Below are 18331 nucleotides of genomic sequence, written 5' to 3' on the forward strand. Positions count from 1 at the left end.
ATCATCCGCAATAAAGAGCAGCAAAAACAGGATATCAATGAATTAAGTCGGGATACGGAGAATGCGAATAATCCGCTGAAACAGATATTTGATAAGTAAAAAGCGTTAGACAAAACTGAAAAATTGAATTGTTTAGTAAATATTCTTAAATTATATATCGTTTCAAACAACGATATATTTAATATCACTTATCTTTTTGATAGAAGTATGTTCAAATATGAACGAAGCTAGGTAACGATAAGTTTGGTAATGAATAATAATGATTGGAAAAAATAGATCAAATTTAGAATTTCATATATCAATATTAGACACAATAAATAGAAGATATTCATCGAATATACTAAATAAAAACATTTCTATTATCTTGTTGTTATTCATAATAGTATTTAATTGCTTTGCAATAGATAGCGATACACAATTAAAGCCAATGAAAGCGTTCGATAAATATGCTTGGATGGAAACTGAGCAAGAAAAAATGCATAATTGGTTATTATCTGAATCCGATCGTTCAGTCAATATTCTTGAAAAGTTGGATTGGTTTGCTTCGATTAAAAAACGACTTGAAGAATTAACTGAATATGGAGCTGAACCAGTAATTTTTTATATTAGATTACAAGGTAATAACACTTTTTATTTTAAACAAACAGCTCAGCATCCTTATAATCGTCTCTTTGTGAAAAATCGTTTTGGTAAAGAAACACTATTGATTGATCCTCCTGTTGGTTACGGTATCTATGATTACTATCCTTCTTATGATGGGCAATATATTGCTTATAGTATTTCTGAAAATGGTTCGAATGTTTCTACAATAAAAGTGTTTAATTTAAAAACTCGAACACATCTTCCAGATAACTTATCGGGCATTACTGACACAAATTTATTGTGGGCGGAGGATAATTTATCTTTTTTCTACCATAGAAATAATTTATTTAAAGCCAATAATATAAAAGCTGGAATCGAAGAAATTTATTTACATCACTTAGATTCTGATACAAAAAAAGATATCGTAATTTTTGGTAAAGATCAGCTGTCGAACTATAACGCCAGAACAGATCAAAATACATCTTTATCACTTTCTTCGAATTGGGCGATTGCTTGCTCTTCATCTTCATTATCAGGCTATAATCTTGATTTATACAAATTACCTCGAGAGAACCTTAATAAAAATAATGTTAGTTGGAAGAAAATTATCGATAGAAAAGAGAATGTTACGGATTTTTTGGTAAAAGATGATTGGTTATATTTGGCTAAATATAATCATTATTCAGGCTATAGTATTTTTCGGGTTAATCTTAATGATATCAATCAATCAGAAGAAAAAATTATTGAATGGCAAAATGGAGAATTAACGAATTTTGTCGCCAATAAAGATGCAATTTATCTCACCTATCATGATTCTGAGCAATTAAAATTTGTGTCTATTCCTTTTTCAGATATTCATAATATTAAATCGATTCCTATTTCAAATAATAATGAAGTAACGGCTATATTTACGAATTCAGATCAAGATGAGATTTTATTTACGCAACAAAGTTGGACTAGCCCACCAAAAATATTTCGTTATCATCCGAATAATCAGTTAATTGAAGATTCTAAAATTTTAAATTCAGATCATGCTTTATTTTCAGAATATGAATCTGAACAAAAATGGGTTAAATCAAATGATGGAATACTCATTCCATTAACACTCATTTATAAAAAAGGAATGAAATTTGATAGTAGTGCACCAACTTGGTTAACAGTGTATGGTGCCTATGGTGAAAGTGAATTCCCCAATTATGATGCTTCACGTTTAATATGGCTTGAAAAAGGTGGCATAATTGCCATAGCTCATGTGAGAGGCGGGGGGGAATTAGGTCCGAAATGGCATTATGATGGTACAGGTTATAAAAAACAAAATTCAATTAATGATTTTATAAAATGCGCTGAATACTTAATTCATTATCATTATACTCAACCCTCTAAATTGGTGATAAGTGGAAATAGTGCTGGCGGTATTGTTATAGGTATGGCATTAATAAAGCGTCCGGATCTTTTTGCTGCTGCATCAGTTAAGGTTGGCATGTTGAATATGAGTCGATTAGATAAAATTCCAATAGGAAGGGCTAATTTTGAGGAATTTGGTTCACCTTTTAAAAAACACGAGTTAGAAAATTTAATTAATATTGATGCCTATCTTAATTTAAAAGAAGGTGTTGAATATCCTAATGTCATGGTGTCGGTAGGATTACAAGATGATCGCGTTTCACCATGGCAAAGTGCTAAATTTGCAGCAAGACTTAATGATATAAAGCGTCAACAAGATGAAAGGGTTTTTATTATTACCGATAAGTATGGTGGACATTTTATGGATAACTTTTTATATATGATGACATTCTTTTTTTGGAAAACAGATAACTAAAATTATATTTGTAACGTCATTAGTTTTTTCTTATTAGCAATAAAAACACCATTATTTTAAACGAAATATTGAGTTCTAAAAACGAGTTAAATATAACGCCATGTTATTATTTTATAACCTACAAAAATAATTCTTATCTTGCTTGTTTTATGATGATATTTTGCTTTAATAGTAAAAAAGTCTCTTGGTATAACATCTACTTTTGGAAATAAAATATGAAAAATGTTGGTTTTGTTGGATGGCGTGGAATGGTGGGGTCGGTTCTGATGCAACGTATGGTTGAAGAACACGATTTTGATTATATTAATCCTATTTTCTTTTCGACTTCACAAGCAGGGCAAGCTGCACCTAGTTTTGGCGGTAAAACAGGAACATTGCAAAATGCTGATAATATTGAAGCATTAAAGGCGTTAGATATTATCGTGACTTGTCAAGGTGGAGATTATACTTCCGAAATTTATGCAAAATTACGTGCTTCGGGGTGGCAAGGATATTGGATTGATGCCGCATCTACATTGCGTATGGAAGATGACGCCATTATCGTATTAGATCCTGTCAATAAAGCGAATATTCAAACAGCATTGGACAAAGGTATTAAAACGTTTGTCGGCGGGAATTGCACAGTCAGTTTAATGTTAATGTCACTGGGTGGCTTATTTGCTGAAAATTTGATTGATTGGGTGTCGGTATCAACTTATCAAGCGGCTTCTGGTGGTGGTGCTCGCCATATGCGTGAACTTTTAACGCAAATGGGGATGTTAAATGCCGAAGTTGCCAAAGAACTACAAGATCCTCACTCTTCAATTTTAGAGATTGAACGTAAAGTAACCCAAAAAATGCGTGATGGAAGTTTGCCAACCGATAATTTTGGTGTACCACTTGCTGGGAGTTTAATTCCTTGGATCGATAAAGCATTGGATAATGGACAAAGTAAAGAAGAGTGGAAAGGGCAAGCTGAAACCAACAAAATATTAGGTACCAATCAAATTATTCCTGTAGATGGACTATGTATTCGTATTGGTGCTTTGCGCTGTCATAGTCAGGCATTTACCATCAAGCTGAAAAAAGACATTAGCGTGCCGGAAATTGAAAAATTACTTGCTGCACATAATGATTGGGTAAAAGTGATACCCAATGATCGAGAATTATCAATGAGAGAGTTAACCCCAGCAGCCGTTACTGGTACATTAACCACTCCTGTTGGTCGTTTGCGTAAACTAAATATGGGTAAAGACTATTTATCAGCATTTACCGTTGGGGATCAGTTATTGTGGGGGGCCGCAGAACCGTTAAGAAGGATGTTACGCATCTTAGCATAATGGTTAATCGATGGCATGATAAAACAGCTCGATTTTTTCGGGCTGTTTTTGAACTTAAAAAGTTATTTATGCTACATCATGTTCGAGCAAAATCATCAAAAGTGATCCATTAAATAACGCTTGTTGCACTAAAGCAAATGCACCAATTGCCGAGCGGTCATTGAGTGAAGAGCAGTTGATTGAAAGATTCTTTCTTAAATCTTCTAAACTCAGTGAGTTTAAAGCGCTAGTTACTGTATCTAAAAGTATTTCTGTCGCTTTGGTGAGTTCACCTGCTAATACAATTCGTTGTGGGTTAAAAATATTGACCATAATAGCTACTGCTCGACCTAGATTTTCGCCTGCATCTTTGACTAACTTAATGGCAAGCTCATCCCCTTGATTGGCTAATTGGCAAATGTTGACGATATCACAACAATCTTTTGTTAATTTAGTCGTATAACCTTGATCAATCATCTGTTTTGCTCGTCGTTCAATGGCATCATTAACAACTCGGTTTTCCAAACAACCAAAATTACCACAATGACAGCGTTCACCTAACGCATCGACTTGAATATGTCCCACTTCGCAAGCACTTTGATTATGGTTAGTCAGTAATTGTTGATTGACAATAACACCTGATCCGACACCACGATGAACACGAATCAATATTGAATCATCGACATCTTGCGTAGAACCAAAATAATTTTCGGCTAATGCTAGACTTTGGATATCATTACCTAAAAAAATAGAAACATTAAATTGTTTCTGCAATATATCGGCTAAAGGCCATGCTTTAACTTGAATATGAGGTGTATATCGAACAATTCCTCTTACAGAATCAATCAATCCAGGTAGAACCACCGATATAGCAATAAGATGCTTAATCTTTTTACTATTTTTTTGAATAAATTGTTCAATTAATGTAATCAAATATTCTTGTGCTTGTTGCTGTATAAAAACGGTAAGAGGATACACTTCAGAAACTAAGCTGTTTGCTCCAAGATCATAGAGTTCAATGGTGACATGCGAACGACTTAATTGAATAGCAATGGCTTGATAATAATCAAACTTGGCTTGAATGGAAACAGCTGGTCTTCCGCCAGTTGATTGCTGGGCATCAACTTCTTTTATAAGTTTATTCTTAAGTAGCTGTCGGGTAATTTTGGTAATGCTGGCTGGGGCTAAATGACTGATTTCGGCTAACTGGATACGAGAAATGGGAGCTTGCTGAACAATTAAACGATAAATCATAGCATAATTTAATTGTTTAATTAGTTCAGCATTTCCAACTAAATTCAGATAATTAAATGTCATATGTTGTCTCAATAATCATTAATTATCTGACATTCTAACGGGTGATTTCTCCATTAACAACCGTTTTAGTTATCGTAAAGTCTCGATTAAAAACAACTAAGTTGGCAATTTTACCTTCACTAATGCTACCAAGTTGTTTATCCACACCGATTGCTTTAGCTGGGTAAAGTGTCGCCATTCTTAAGGCTTCATCTAATGCAATACCCACATATTCAACAGCATTTTTAACTGCATCAATCATGGTTAATGCAGAGCCACCAAGCGTGCCTTTATCGTCAACACATAGCCCATCTTTATAATAAATGGTTTTACCTGCAAAAACAGCAGAAGACAAATCAGAACCGGCTAACAACATTGCATCTGTAATTAAAATTAAATGATCTTTCTTAATTTTATGGCTATTGCGAATGTTTGCCCAACTTACATGATGTCCATCGGCAATAATACCAACATATACTTCTGGTTCATCATATATTGCACCAACTACGCCTGGCTCACGTCCTGAAATATAAGGCATAGCATTAAATAGATGAGTGCCTAATCGAATTCCATCATTAAAGCCACGACGACAGTCATCGTAATGACCATTGGAGTGACCGACAGAAACATGAATTCCTGCATTAACTAATTGTTTAATAAAATGGCTTTCAACTCTTTCTGGCGCAAGAGTAATGATTTTAATCACATCAGCATTTTCACATAAGAAATCAATCATTTTTTGTGAAGGTAAACGAATAATGTTTTCGTCATGAATCCCTTTCTTTTCAGGACTAATATAAGGACCTTCAAGATGTAAGCCTAATGCTTGATTAGGATGTCGAGCTAAATATTCACGCATGACCGCGACCGCTTTTATCATAAATTCATCTGTTGATGTGATTAAAGTCGGTAAATAGCTCGTACAACCATAAATAAGGTTGGTAGCTTGCATCGCTTCTAATGTTTCAACACTTAATGCGTCGAGTGTCTCATTAAATTGCACACCGCCACATCCATTGACTTGAATATCAATAAATCCAGGCGCAACGATCGCTCCTTGTAGATCTTCAATTTTGATATTGTCGGGTAAATTATCTTTTTTACAAATTTTGTCAATTTTATCACCGTCGATAATAACAGCATGATTTTCAAGAATCTCATAACCGGTATAAATACGACAATTTGTTAATGCATACATTGAGTTATCCTTTATAAAATGGTCACGTTAAGATTGTCAGCTTCCATTTGTTTAAAATATTTTAACGTTTTTACTTTAAGGTCATCGGTACTTGGTTCATCACAAACAATAATAGATGCTGGGTGCATTTGTAATGCGGATACTGTCCATAAATGATTAATTGAACCTTCAACGCCTGCTTGTAATGCTAAACTTTTGTTATGACCACAGACTAATAAAATCACTTCTTGTGCATCCATTAAAGTGGCGACACCAATAGTTAGTGCGTGCTTTGGAACTTGATTCACATCATTATCAAAGAAACGTGAATTGGCAATACGTGTATCTTCAGTTAGCGTTTTAATACGCGTGCGTGAACAAAGCGACGAACCCGGTTCATTAAAAGCAATATGTCCATCTTGACCAACACCACCAACAAAAATATTGATTTTGCCATAAGATTTGATTTTTTCTTCATATTGGCGACACTCTTGAGCAATATCAGTTGCATTGCCATTTAATATATGGATATTGTTTTTATCGATATCAATATGATTAAAAAAGTTTTCATGCATAAAAGTATGATAACTTTGAGGATGATCTTCAGGAATACCAACGTATTCATCCATATTAAACGTTACCACATGTTTAAAGCTAACATCACCAGCTTGGTAGTGTTTGATCAGTTGTTGATACATCACTAATGGCGAGCTACCGGTTGGTAAGCCTAACAAAAACGGACGATCCGCTGTCGGTTTAAATTGGTTAATTTTATTCACAATACGTTGTGCAACCCAAGCGCCCACTTCTTGAGCATTTTCTAAAGGAATAAGCCTCATTCGATACCACCTTTTCTGATATAATTAGAACCACTTCTTTTTTTTTGAAGTAAAATATGTTGACTGTATTTTACTATATTAGAGCAATTAATCAAAAAAAAGCGTGATAAAAATCACATATATTGAATAATTAATTTGCGAAGTAAAATAATATAATATGAAATAGAATGGATCGTTTACTGATATCTGAAGATGCATAACAAATCATCATGTTTAGATATAGTTTAAATAAATATAAGAGGTTAAACTTATGGGAATTTTAGCTTATATGCAACGTATTGGGCGCTCATTAATGGTGCCAGTTGCAGTTCTACCTGCTGCAGCAATACTTCTAGGGATTGGATATTGGATCAATAGCGTTGAATGGGGTGCAAATAGTATTGCGGCAACATTTTTAATAAAATCTGGTGGTGCTATCATTGATAACATGCCAATTTTATTTGCTATTGGTGTTGCATATGGTATGTCCAAAGACAAAGACGGTGCAGCTGCACTTTCTGGGTTGGTCGGATTTTTGATTATTACAACATTATTATCGCCAAATTCAATTGCACTTTTTGAAGGTGTCGATACCAGTGTTGATGGTTGGCAAACGCAAATATCTCCTGCATTTGCGAAAATCAATAACCAATTTATTGGTATTTTAGTGGGTATTATCTCTGCTGAACTCTATAACAAATTTAGTACGGTTGAGTTACATAAAGCGTTAGCTTTTTTTAGTGGCAAACGACTTGTTCCGATTATTGTTTCTATCGTGATGCTACTTATCTCTGTCATCTTTTATTTTATCTGGCCAATTATTTTTGAAGCATTAGTAAAATTTGGTGAATCGATTAAGAATTTAGGTGCAGCAGGTGCAGGGGTGTATGGCTTCTTTAACCGTATATTAATTCCAGTTGGTTTACATCATGCTCTTAACTCAGTATTTTGGTTTGATGTTGCTAACATTAACGATATTCCAAATTTCTTGGCTGGTCAAAGTGCGATAGATTCTGGTAAAGCTGTTGTAGGTATTACTGGACGTTATCAAGCAGGATTCTTCCCAATTATGATGTTTGGTTTACCAGGTGCTGCTTTAGCCATGTATCACACAGCGAAAAAAGGCAATAAAGATAAAACCGCATCAATTATGTTAGCGGCTTCTTTTGCAGCATTCTTTACGGGAATTACAGAACCGCTTGAATTTGCGTTCATGTTTGTTGCACCAGTACTTTATGTTATTCATGCAATTTTAACAGGCATTTCACTCTTTATTGCTGCAACGATGCAATGGATATGTGGATTTGGTTTCAGTGCCGGTTTAATCGATATGTTACTGCAATCTGGAAATCCTCTTGCAGTGCATTGGTATATGCTCATTCTTCAAGGTTTAGTGTTCTTTGTGGTTTACTATGTTGCGTTCCGCTTTATCATTGTTAAATTTAACCTTAAAACCCCAGGTCGTGAAGATGAAGACAGTGCGGCACAATCATCGACAACTGATACCGCTAAACCAGCGCAAACGACAGCTGATACCACAGCACTTGCTGAACAATATTTAGCTATTGTTGGCGGTAAAGAAAACCTGACCAATATTGATTCTTGTATCACTCGATTACGTTTGAGTGTGAAAGATTCTGATTTAGTTGATGAAGCAGCCGCTAAAGCATTAGGTGCAATGGCTGTGATTAAACTAGGTAAAACAGGTGTGCAAATTGTTGTAGGTCAACAAGCTGAAAAGATTGCAGATCAAATGAAAAAATTAGTTTAAATGATAACAACTTAAACTATCACTATTAATTAATCCGCCTTATTTGTCATACTTAACGACAAAATAAGGCGGTTTTTTATTTTTCTTGATTACTTATTACCCTTCGATATTCTTATTTCTTTCCGTTGTGTTTGATTTGATAATCAGTTATTGCGTTTCTAAATATGGCTTAGTCTAAAGTTAATCAGACTAGATTAGTCTTAATTGAAAGGATGATGTGGGCGAAACAATTTTTAATAATTAAGCAGATTAAAAATTTAATATTAAATTAGAATGTTAAAATGACATCTTGCTCATCAAGCAATTGATTTAAATCGTAATGGTTAATCACTTTAGTGGTAATATTAAAGGTGAAATCAGAAAGATTATGCGATTTTAATGCTGACTCACTCACATAAACATCTTCAATATCATAAAGTTCAAGCATATTGAATGTGGCGATATAGTCACGCATCAAAATGAGATCGGGTTGCTGATCAGGTAATAAATGAAAAATGCCTTTATCGGTAAAAATGACCGTAATATGATTTAAAGCAGATAATGCTAAAGCCAAATCAAGTGCTTCTCGACCTTTGGCACTACCATGAGGGGAAGAATGAATAATAATGGCAATTTTCTTCATATCATTAACCGTCATATTTAAAATTGAATAACACGATCTGATAAAGTGATTGATTCAGTTAGCTCGCCTAAACCGGTTAATTGAAAATAATCGGCAATATTTTCTTCGGTTATTCCACGTCTTAGCGAAGCTGCAACACAAATTGTTAAGGGTAGATCATATTTTTTTGCTAATTCTTGCCAAGCGCTGACTAAATCAAATTCATCATTGGCAGGGTCGGTATATCGATTACCATTATAAACACCATCAGCGTAAAAAAAGATATTTTTTATGGTGTGAGATGTATTTAACAATAAGGCTTGTGCAAATTGATACGCACAATAAGCAGATTGGGTCCCATAAGCAGGACCCAAAACAACGAGTGTATATTTCAATGAAGTAATCAATTTATTTATCTTATTTGCTTAAATGAAGATTGTTGATTGTTCCCATTGTTATCTCCATCAATGCCCAATAGCGAAATTTCAAAAACTAAAGTTGATTCTGGTAAAATCGCTGCTTTGTCTCCTTGAGCTGGATAATATTGACTACCATATGCTAATTCTGGTGGAATGACTAATTTGATTTTACCACCTACTCCAATTAATTGAATTCCTTCAGCCCAACCTTTAATTACTTCATCAAGTTTAAAGCTAACGGTTTCACCACGATCATATGAGCTATCAAATTTACGTCCGTCAACGAGTTTACCTTCATAATGAACAATAACGTTACTATCTTTTGTTGGATGATGAGAAGAACCTTGATTAATTATTTGATAAAGTAAGCCCGACTTAGTTTGTTTTACACCACTTTGTTTAGCAAATTCTGAACGGAATTTCGAACCTGCTTCAATATTTTCTGCTTTTTCTTTTTCAAAACGCGCTTTGGCTTTTTCCATCACACGTTGACGAATAGCACTTAAAATAGCGTCAGTTTCATCATTTGATAATTGTGATTTACTGTTAAATGTTTCAGTGAGTCCGCTGATAATATAGTCAGGATCGATATCAATTTCGCTTTCTTTTAAAGAAGACGCAAATGAAGAACCTAATGCATAAGAATCTTTTTGTGTTTGAGTAGTTAATGTCACTTTATTCGGATTGGCTGATTGTTCTGCCGACGTGATAGTTTGTTCAGCATGGGTAGTTGTTTGCTTATCCGTCGGATTACTTTGGGTATCACATCCAGTTAAAGCTAACACAATTGCGCTACTGATTAGCGTCATTCTTAAAAATAACTTCATTTTAATTCTCCATATTGAAATTTTTTTATTATTATTAATATTATAACTTATTTGATATTAGATAATACAGTATTTACAAACCATTATTAGTAAAAAATTCGCCTTAACAAATCATTAACATTGTCATTAATCCTTTCTTGATGATTAAATCATTCTTGAGTGCAAGTGGCATCCTCAGTTATAATGTAAAAAGTTTATATTAATATATAAGGATAGCTATTTTGACTACCGAACTTAATACCCTTGATATCGAAGAAATTATTAGTTTATTACCACATCGATATCCTTTTTTAATGGTTGATCGTGTGATTAGTTATGAAAAAGGAAAAACGCTAAAAGCAATCAAAAATGTAACGGTCAATGAGCCTTTTTTTCAGGGACATTTTCCTAATAAACCCATTTTCCCCGGTGTTTTAATTTTAGAAGCGATGGCCCAAGCAACGGGTATTTTAGCTTTTAAAAGTATTGAAGAATTATCACCCGGACAATTGTACTATTTTGCATCTATTGATAAAGCTCGTTTTAAACGACCTGTTGTGCCTGGTGATCAGATTGTACTGGATGTGGAATATATTAAAGAGCGTCGTGGAATTGCATTATTCCATGGTGTAGCAACTGTTGATGGAAAGTTAGTTTGCGAAGCCGAGATGATGTGTGCTCGTAAATAGTATTGATTTGTCTAAATATCCCAAAACAGTATGAAGGAAATGCTATGGCAACGGAAATACATCCAAGTTCAGTGATAGAAAAAGGCGCCAAAATTGGTAACAATGTTAAAATTGGTCCTTTTTGCTTTATTGGTGAAAATGTTGAAATTGGTGAAGGGACTTTTTTAAAATCACATGTAGTCATCAATGGCCACACTAAAATTGGTAAAGATAACCAGATATTTCAATTTGTATCGATTGGTGAAGTTAACCAAGATTTAAAATATCGAGGCGAACCAACTCGCACTGAAATTGGTGATCGCAATATGATTCGCGAAAGCGCGACTATTCATCGCGGTACTGTTCAAGGTGGCGGAATTACTCAAATTGGCAGTGATAATCTATTAATGATCAATGCGCATGTTGCGCATGATTGTCGAATTGGCAATCATTGTATTTTGGCAAATAATGCAACACTTGGCGGACATGTTCAGTTAGATGATCATGTTATCATTGGTGGTATGACTGCGGTACATCAATTTTGTGTCATTGGATCACATGTTATGGTTGGTGGTTGTTCAGGCGTTGCGCAAGATGTCCCACCTTATGTGATAGCACAAGGAAATCATGCCACACCACATGGCGTGAATTACGAAGGTCTAAAACGTCGTGGATTCAGTAAAGAAGCTTTGCAAGCTATCCGCAATAGTTACAAAATTCTTTATCGAAATGGGCTATCGTTAGACGAAGCGAAAGCAGAAATTGAGGCTATTGCAAATCAATATCCTGAAGTCAAATTATTCAATGATTTTTTTGCACGTTCAACACGTGGCATCATTCGTTAATGACTAGTCAACCAATCACAAGCCAGACAGATACGAATAAATCATTAACCATTGCTTTAGTCGCCGGTGAAACATCTGGCGACATTCTGGGCGCTGGATTGATTCGTTCTCTCAAAAAGTATCATCCTAATATTCGATTTGTTGGTATTGCAGGGCCTTTAATGCAAGCTGAAGGGTGTCAAGCTTGGTATGAAATGGATGAGCTTTCTGTTATGGGGATTGTAGAAGTGTTGGGAAAATTACGTCGTATTTTAGCAATACGTCGTGATATTACTAAGCGTTTAATTGAATTAAAACCCGACATTTTTATAGGAATTGATGCGCCTGATTTTAATCTTTCCTTAGAAGGTAAGTTAAAGCGAGCAGGGATTAAAACAATTCATTATGTGAGTCCTTCGGTATGGGCTTGGAAGCAAAAACGTGTTTTCAAAATTAAACGTAATACTAATCTCATATTAGCTTTTTTACCTTTTGAAAAAGCGTTTTATGATAAGTTTAATGTCCCTTGTCGTTTTATTGGTCACAAAATGGCAGATGATGTGCCATTGATGCCTGACCAAGTGGCAATGCGTCAACAATTAGGCATTCCGCTCAATGGTCGGTGTTTAGCAATATTGCCGGGAAGTCGTCATGCGGAAGTCACCTTATTGTCTGCCCCTTTTTTACAAGCAGCTCAGCTTTTACGTGATCGTTACCCTGATTTGCATATAGTCGTACCTTTAGTCAATGAAAAAAGACGACAAGAATTTGAGCAGATTAAAACGCAAATAGCACCAGAGTTGAAAGTTCAACTATTAGATGGTCATGCCCGTGAAGCAATGATTGCCAGTGATGCTGCGATTTTGGCATCCGGAACAGTAGCACTAGAATGCATGCTAGCCAAATGTCCTATGGTGGTGGGTTACAAAATGAAGCCATTCACTTTTTGGTTAGCCAAAAAATTAGTTAAAACCCCTTATGTTTCATTACCCAATATTTTAGCTGGTAAAGAAATTGTACCCGAGTTATTACAGCAAGACTGTACCCCTGAAAATATCGCTAATCATATTATTCCTTTTTTAGAAGGGGATAATCGTGAACTTAAAAAAACATTTTTATCATTACATCAGCAAATTCGTTGTCACGCTGATGAACAAGCAGCTCAAGCTGTACTTGATGTATTAGAGGATTCACCTTGTTGTTAGAATTTAGTTATCCTGATGCCACCTTAATTGCTGGAGTTGATGAAGTTGGGCGGGGACCACTTTGTGGTGATGTTGTGACGGCAGCTGTTATTTTAGATCCTAATAAACCAATCAAAGGATTAACGGATTCTAAAAAACTTTCTGAAAAAAAACGAGATCAATTATTTGACGTTATTAAAGAAAATGCACTAGCTTGGTGTATTGCAAGAGCTTCTGTTGAGGAAATTGATAAATTAAATATTTTGCATGCTACCATGTTAGCTATGCAACGAGCGGTAACAGGACTTGCGATCCAACCTGATTTTGTTTTAGTTGACGGTAATCGTTGTCCGGAATTTGGTATTCAAACACAAGCCGTTGTCAAAGGCGATTTGCTGGTGGCAGAGATTAGTGCTGCGTCGATTTTAGCAAAAGTGACGCGTGATCGTGAAATGGTAGAATTAGACAAATTGTATCCCCAATATGGACTGGCAAAACATAAAGGATATCCCACCAAAGATCATTTAATGGCAATTGAGCTGTATGGTATCAACCATTTATATCGTAAAAGTTTTGCTCCAGTTAAAAAGTTATTATTTATTTAATGCGACCAATTTTTGTCTACTGTTATTAATAACGGTGAATTAAACATAGCGATAGGCGAAATAACGGTTTCTTGAAAGGGGATTTTATCGCCATAACGCGCTTTTAATTTTTGCTTTACGAGTGCTGATGAAAGATTGAAATCTTTGATGTTCTGTAATTGACCAATTTCTAATTTAAGTGCTCTATTATAAATTTTCCAAACTAATTCAGAACAATAGATATAATTGTCATTCCAACCAAACCAAATATCATAAGGTTTATTTTCAAAAGTTTTTGCAACTAGCTTTAATTTATTGGTTTCCTTAACAGATAAATTATGATCTTTAAGACGTTTGATTACATAATATCTATTTTTTCCTCTTTCAATAGCTTGTTAAAGGTGTATAAGCGACTTTACTCCCAGCTTCAAATACATAAGGTTTACCATTTTTTATGAAAATGATTCCCATATGGCTATAGGGCGAATTTGTTGCTTGTTCAACGGCTTTACTTTGACTGGATTGAGACGATTGAAAAATAATATCGCCATCTTTTGGCTGATAATTTGCTTCACAGATAAAACAGGAAAATAACAATATAAAAATTAAAATAAATCGCATATTTTTCTATTATTTATATAGTTATATTTTGAATTGAGTTGAAAAGTACTGTCTAAATATCTTATATAAAAAAACAGCTACTGAAGATTATTTATTATCAAGTAGCTGTTGTTTATTTTTCGGTTAATAATTAATCTTGCTGACTAAAAATAGACGCAAATTTACTTTTATATTTAGCTTTGCAATCACGAGCAAAACGGATGGTTTTAAAGATACCCAATAAACTAGCTTGATGCATACGATATAATAATCGATGGATCATTAACGCAAACCAACCTTTCACACTCATTTCTTTATTGCCAATCAACTTAACCACGCCTTGGGCGGTGTCATGTAAAGAAATAATGGTTCCTTTATCGGTATAGACAAATGACTTCATGGCTTGATTGTTAATCAGACTAACGATATTTCGAGCGCAAATTTTTGCCATTTGATTAGCTGCTTGTGCTGTGGGTGGAGAGGCTCGTCCGCTATCTTGCATCGCATAAGCACTATCACCAATAACAAAGATATTATCGTCTCGTGTAGTTTGTAATGTCGGTTTAACGACTAATTGATTTGAACGACTTGATTCTAAACCAGCTATGTCTTTCAGATAATCAGGCGCTTTAACGCCAGCAGTCCAAATCATAATATCGGCTTTAATGGTTTCCCCTTCTTTAGGATAGAATCCATCACTTTCGGCTTTTGTAATCATGGTATTTGTTAAGACATGAATACCGCGTTTTTCAAGGGTTTTAGTAATGCTTAATGCCGTTTTTTCGGGTAATGCTGGTAAGATACGATTGGTTGCTTCAATAACGGATACATCTAAGAAATCAGCACACATTTTGTTTTTTCGACATACGCCAAACGTTTCAACCATATGAGGTAGTTCAGAGGCTAACTCGACACCTGTTGCGCCACCACCAACAATAGCAATGCGAAGTTTTTCCCCTTTAGTGTCAGCGTCTTTATCGAGCGTTGAACAGAAATTTGTGAATTTTGAAAGCAGTATTTCACGTAGGCGAATAGCGGCATTTTGATCATCTAAAAATATACAATGTTCTTTAACACCAGGCGTACCAAAATCATTCGAAGTACTACCTACTGCTATAACCAAAATATCATACGATAGGGAAATATGATTATCATTTGTATCATTGATCAGAACTTGTTTATTCTCACGATCAATATTGGTAAAAGTACCTTGAGTAAACTCAAAATGATGTTGTTTTGCTTGTTCAGAAAAGAAGATGTTATCAACTTGTTCATACATAGCACCTGTTGCAACTTCATGCAGTAGTGGTTTCCAAATGTGGTAACTATTTTTATCGATCAGCGTTATTTCAGCTTGTTTATTTTTACCTAGCTTATCACCAAGATTAGTTGCCAACTCTAATCCACCTGCACCACCACCAACAATAATTATTTTTTTCATATTTAATACCTTACAATCCTAATTTAAAATATCATACTAAATAAGTAGGTTTTTATCTATATTCTTTTGACTAATATCAATTATAAATAAAATCTATTAATATATTGATTTACAATGATTGAAAATAATTTATTTTATTAAAAATAAAATGTTTAATATTTATTAAATAGAAGACAATTAATGCCTTTATTTGGAATAAAGTGAAGGTAAACTTGTACGAATAAAGCACTTTTCGTATAATGAGTAAATAAGTTTTTACGTATGTTATCCTATTAATATTTATCTAAACATCTTGATATCTTATCCATTTAACATCACACTTTAAAAAAAATTATATGAATAAAAAAATATTTATTAGTATTGCGTTAATCGTTATTTTAATTTCAATGACGATCCTAATACGCTCACACAATAGCCAGTTAATTCTTCAAGGTGAGGTTGATGCGCCGAATGTCAGTGTGGCTTCAAAAGCCAAAGGGCGTGTTCAGCTTATTCACGTTAATCGGGGTGATGATGTAAAGCCTAATGATATTCTAATTACGCTTGATAGTCCTGAATTATTAGCGCAAGTGAAAGCGGCTGAAGCCGCACGAGATCAAGCTAAAGCTCAGGTGGCACTTTCCGAACATGGTACGCGTGAAGAAAGCATACGTTATTACGAAGCATTACTTGAACAAGCAAAAGTCGCTTATGATAATGCATCAAAAGAATATGACCGTAATAAAGCAATATCTGCAAAAGGGTTTGTATCACAGTCAATATTGGATAATGCATTAAAAACACGTGATGCTGCTTTTCAACAGGTACAATCTGCACAGGCTAATTTAGATCAAGCTAAAAATGGTGATCGTATAGAACAGCGTGAAATTTATGCAGCCAAATTAAAAGAAGCAGAAGAGCAACTCAAGCAATTACAAATTCAATATGATGATCTTCAAGTTAAAGCCCCTGTTGGCGGTGAAATTGGTTCAATACCGGCTGAGGTAGGGGAATTATTTAATGCGAATAGTCCGTTATTAACAGTGATTCGATTACCGGATGCCTACTTTGTGTTTAATCTTCGAGAAAATATTATGCCGAACGTTCACAAAGGGGATCGTATTAAGTTAGAAGTGCCGGCACTAGGAAATAAAGAAATCGAAGCAGAAGTTCGTTACATTGCCCCAATGGGAGACTATGCAACCAAGCGTGCAACTCGTGCAACGGGCGATTTTGATTTGAAAACGTTTGAAGTCAGATTATATCCAATTCATCATGTAGAAGGTTTACGTGCGGGTATGAGTACTTTATGGAAATTGGACAATTAATGTTGGACTTTTGGACACGTTTTAAAGATGCATTTAATGATGAAGTGCCGCAAATATTCAAGCGGTTCACTTTTCATTGGTTAATGTGGATCTTACCTCTGATTATTTTTGTTTTAATCAGTAGTATCTTTTATCGCGGCGTTTTGTTCGATTTACCCGTTGGTTATATCGATCAGGATAAAAGTGTTTTATCACGTGAAATTGTGCGTAATCTTAATGCGGGTGCGCATGCCAACCTGATTAATTACGATAGCCAACTTTCCGAGGCTGAACGGGATTTACAAGAAGCAAAAATTTATGCCATATTGTATATTCCACCCAATTTTGAAGCGGATGTTTTATCTGGTCGTCAACCTACCCCGATGCTTTATTATAATGCGTTATATTACAGTGCAGGTTTATACTCCATTATGGATTATTCGGGGTTAATTGCGGCGTTAAATACTGAATATCGAACAACGTTAGCGACCAGTGTTGGGCTACCTGTTCCCCCACTTGCCAAAGTGAATTTCAATTATGATGGGCTATTTAATGCTAGTGGTAATTCCATGTACTTCCAACAGTTTTCGGCGGTTGTGCATTTATTACAATTATTTGTTGTTACTACAACAATCTATATTCTGTCGCAATTACCTAAGCGAACCCGCCCTAATTATCCCTTTGTGCTCGGAAAATTAGCGCCATATACCATTTGGTATACCATGTTACTCATTTTCGAAATTGCGATGTTAGTTCTGTTTTCACATGCCAGAGTATCAGGATCCCCGTTTGCGATGATGACGGTGGTGTTTTTTTATGTCATAGCGGCACAAAGTATTGGTATTTTGCTGTATACCTTTACGAAAACGGCTATTGATGCATATACCTATATCGGTGTGCTAGTCGGATTGGCATTAACTTACTCTGGTATTGTTGTACCCGAACTTTCAATGCCGTGGATAGCCAGATTTATTTCATCCCTTGAGCCACTAACTTATGCATTAAATAAATTATTTGACCTTTTTTTACGGCATTCAAGTTATCTTTCAGTATTAAAAACCTGCGGTATTTTAATGATCTATCCAATAATTATTACCGTGTTAGTCAGAAAACGTTTAGTGAAACGTTTGCATTCACAGTAAGAGGATAAGTAAGAT

The 18331-nt window shown here is 34.8% G+C and carries 16 protein-coding genes and 1 pseudogene; 9 read left to right on the plus strand and 8 right to left on the minus strand.

Translation table 11 applies throughout. From position 1 onward, the window contains the following. The first annotated feature begins 427 nt into the window (after positions 1–427). Together J3U35_RS09340 and asd are read left to right on the plus strand one after the other, a co-directional pair. Positions 428–2401, plus strand: coding sequence for a prolyl oligopeptidase family serine peptidase (locus J3U35_RS09340; RefSeq protein WP_267360949.1), 1974 nt, complete (start codon positions 428–430; stop codon positions 2399–2401). 215 nt (positions 2402–2616) lie between these two features. Continuing rightward, positions 2617–3720 (plus strand): aspartate-semialdehyde dehydrogenase, encoded by a 1104-nt coding sequence (gene asd, locus J3U35_RS09345; protein WP_267360951.1) that lies wholly within the window; start codon positions 2617–2619, stop codon positions 3718–3720. Positions 3721–3786: 66 nt separating this feature from the next. On the opposite strand, the gene J3U35_RS09350 is transcribed toward asd, so the two are convergent. Genes J3U35_RS09350 through nagB form a run of 3 tightly spaced genes read right to left on the minus strand, consistent with a single transcriptional unit; the run spans position 3787 to position 7011 of the window. Next, positions 3787–5016: an ROK family protein gene (locus tag J3U35_RS09350; RefSeq protein ID WP_267360953.1), complete on the minus strand. Its 1230-nt coding sequence runs from the start codon at positions 5014–5016 to the stop codon at positions 3787–3789. A 34-nt stretch (positions 5017–5050) separates the two neighbouring features. Next, positions 5051–6193: an N-acetylglucosamine-6-phosphate deacetylase gene (gene nagA / locus J3U35_RS09355; RefSeq protein WP_267360954.1), complete on the minus strand. Its 1143-nt coding sequence runs from the start codon at positions 6191–6193 to the stop codon at positions 5051–5053. 11 nt (positions 6194–6204) lie between these two features. Continuing rightward, complete coding sequence (nagB, locus tag J3U35_RS09360; RefSeq protein ID WP_267349995.1) at positions 6205–7011, minus strand: glucosamine-6-phosphate deaminase; 807 nt, start codon at positions 7009–7011, stop codon at positions 6205–6207. Between the two features lie 250 nt (positions 7012–7261). On the opposite strand from nagB, the gene nagE reads away from it, so the two are divergent. Further along, positions 7262–8761 carry an N-acetylglucosamine-specific PTS transporter subunit IIBC gene (gene nagE / locus J3U35_RS09365; RefSeq protein ID WP_267360956.1) on the plus strand — a complete coding sequence of 500 codons (1500 nt, stop codon included), beginning with the start codon at positions 7262–7264 and terminating at the stop codon, positions 8759–8761. 268 nt (positions 8762–9029) lie between these two features. Here nagE and tusC read toward each other — a convergent pair whose 3' ends face one another. Genes tusC through fkpA form a run of 3 tightly spaced genes read right to left on the minus strand, consistent with a single transcriptional unit; the run spans position 9030 to position 10608 of the window. Then, a complete protein-coding gene (gene tusC, locus J3U35_RS09370) occupies positions 9030–9383 on the minus strand; it encodes a sulfurtransferase complex subunit TusC (protein WP_267360958.1) in 354 nt (117 codons plus the stop codon). Between the two features lie 17 nt (positions 9384–9400). Continuing rightward, entirely contained in the window at positions 9401–9766 is a 366-nt protein-coding gene (tusD, locus tag J3U35_RS09375) for a sulfurtransferase complex subunit TusD (RefSeq protein WP_411597052.1), read from the minus strand. Positions 9767–9774: 8 nt separating this feature from the next. After that, a complete protein-coding gene (fkpA, locus tag J3U35_RS09380; RefSeq protein ID WP_267349990.1) occupies positions 9775–10608 on the minus strand; it encodes an FKBP-type peptidyl-prolyl cis-trans isomerase in 834 nt (277 codons plus the stop codon). A gap of 221 nt (positions 10609–10829) precedes the next feature. Here fkpA and fabZ point away from each other — a divergent pair, with 221 nt between their 5' ends. The 4 genes from fabZ to rnhB are packed head-to-tail and all read left to right on the plus strand — an operon-like array spanning position 10830 to position 13868. After that, a complete protein-coding gene (gene fabZ, locus J3U35_RS09385) occupies positions 10830–11276 on the plus strand; it encodes a 3-hydroxyacyl-ACP dehydratase FabZ (protein ID WP_065558097.1) in 447 nt (148 codons plus the stop codon). A 44-nt stretch (positions 11277–11320) separates the two neighbouring features. Continuing rightward, positions 11321–12100 carry an acyl-ACP--UDP-N-acetylglucosamine O-acyltransferase gene (gene lpxA / locus J3U35_RS09390; protein ID WP_267360959.1) on the plus strand — a complete coding sequence of 260 codons (780 nt, stop codon included), beginning with the start codon at positions 11321–11323 and terminating at the stop codon, positions 12098–12100. Beyond that, positions 12100–13284 (plus strand): lipid-A-disaccharide synthase, encoded by a 1185-nt coding sequence (gene lpxB, locus J3U35_RS09395; RefSeq protein WP_267360961.1) that lies wholly within the window; start codon positions 12100–12102, stop codon positions 13282–13284. The genes lpxA and lpxB overlap by 1 nt, the downstream gene beginning before the upstream one ends. Beyond that, entirely contained in the window at positions 13278–13868 is a 591-nt protein-coding gene (rnhB, locus tag J3U35_RS09400) for a ribonuclease HII (protein ID WP_411590498.1), read from the plus strand. Before lpxB ends, rnhB begins: the two co-directional genes overlap by 7 nt. Here the strand turns inward: rnhB and J3U35_RS11630 are convergent. Together J3U35_RS11630 and J3U35_RS09410 are read right to left on the minus strand one after the other, a co-directional pair. Continuing rightward, positions 13865–14468: pseudogene (locus tag J3U35_RS11630) on the minus strand (YiiX family permuted papain-like enzyme). The gene rnhB and the pseudogene J3U35_RS11630 sit on opposite strands and share 4 nt — an antisense overlap. Positions 14469–14598: 130 nt before the next feature. Then, positions 14599–15888, minus strand: a complete 1290-nt coding sequence (locus tag J3U35_RS09410; RefSeq protein WP_267360966.1) for an NAD(P)/FAD-dependent oxidoreductase — start codon at positions 15886–15888, stop codon at positions 14599–14601. A 335-nt stretch (positions 15889–16223) separates the two neighbouring features. On the opposite strand from J3U35_RS09410, the gene J3U35_RS09415 reads away from it, so the two are divergent. Further along, positions 16224–17195, plus strand: a complete 972-nt coding sequence (locus J3U35_RS09415; RefSeq protein WP_065558101.1) for an HlyD family secretion protein — start codon at positions 16224–16226, stop codon at positions 17193–17195. Further along, positions 17177–18316, plus strand: coding sequence for an ABC transporter permease (locus J3U35_RS09420; protein WP_065558102.1), 1140 nt, complete (start codon positions 17177–17179; stop codon positions 18314–18316). The genes J3U35_RS09415 and J3U35_RS09420 overlap by 19 nt, the downstream gene beginning before the upstream one ends. Positions 18317–18331: the final 15 nt, after the last annotated feature.

This window comes from Gilliamella sp. B2717 (assembly GCF_026536675.1).
GTDB lineage: Bacteria > Pseudomonadota > Gammaproteobacteria > Enterobacterales > Orbaceae > Gilliamella > Gilliamella apicola_I.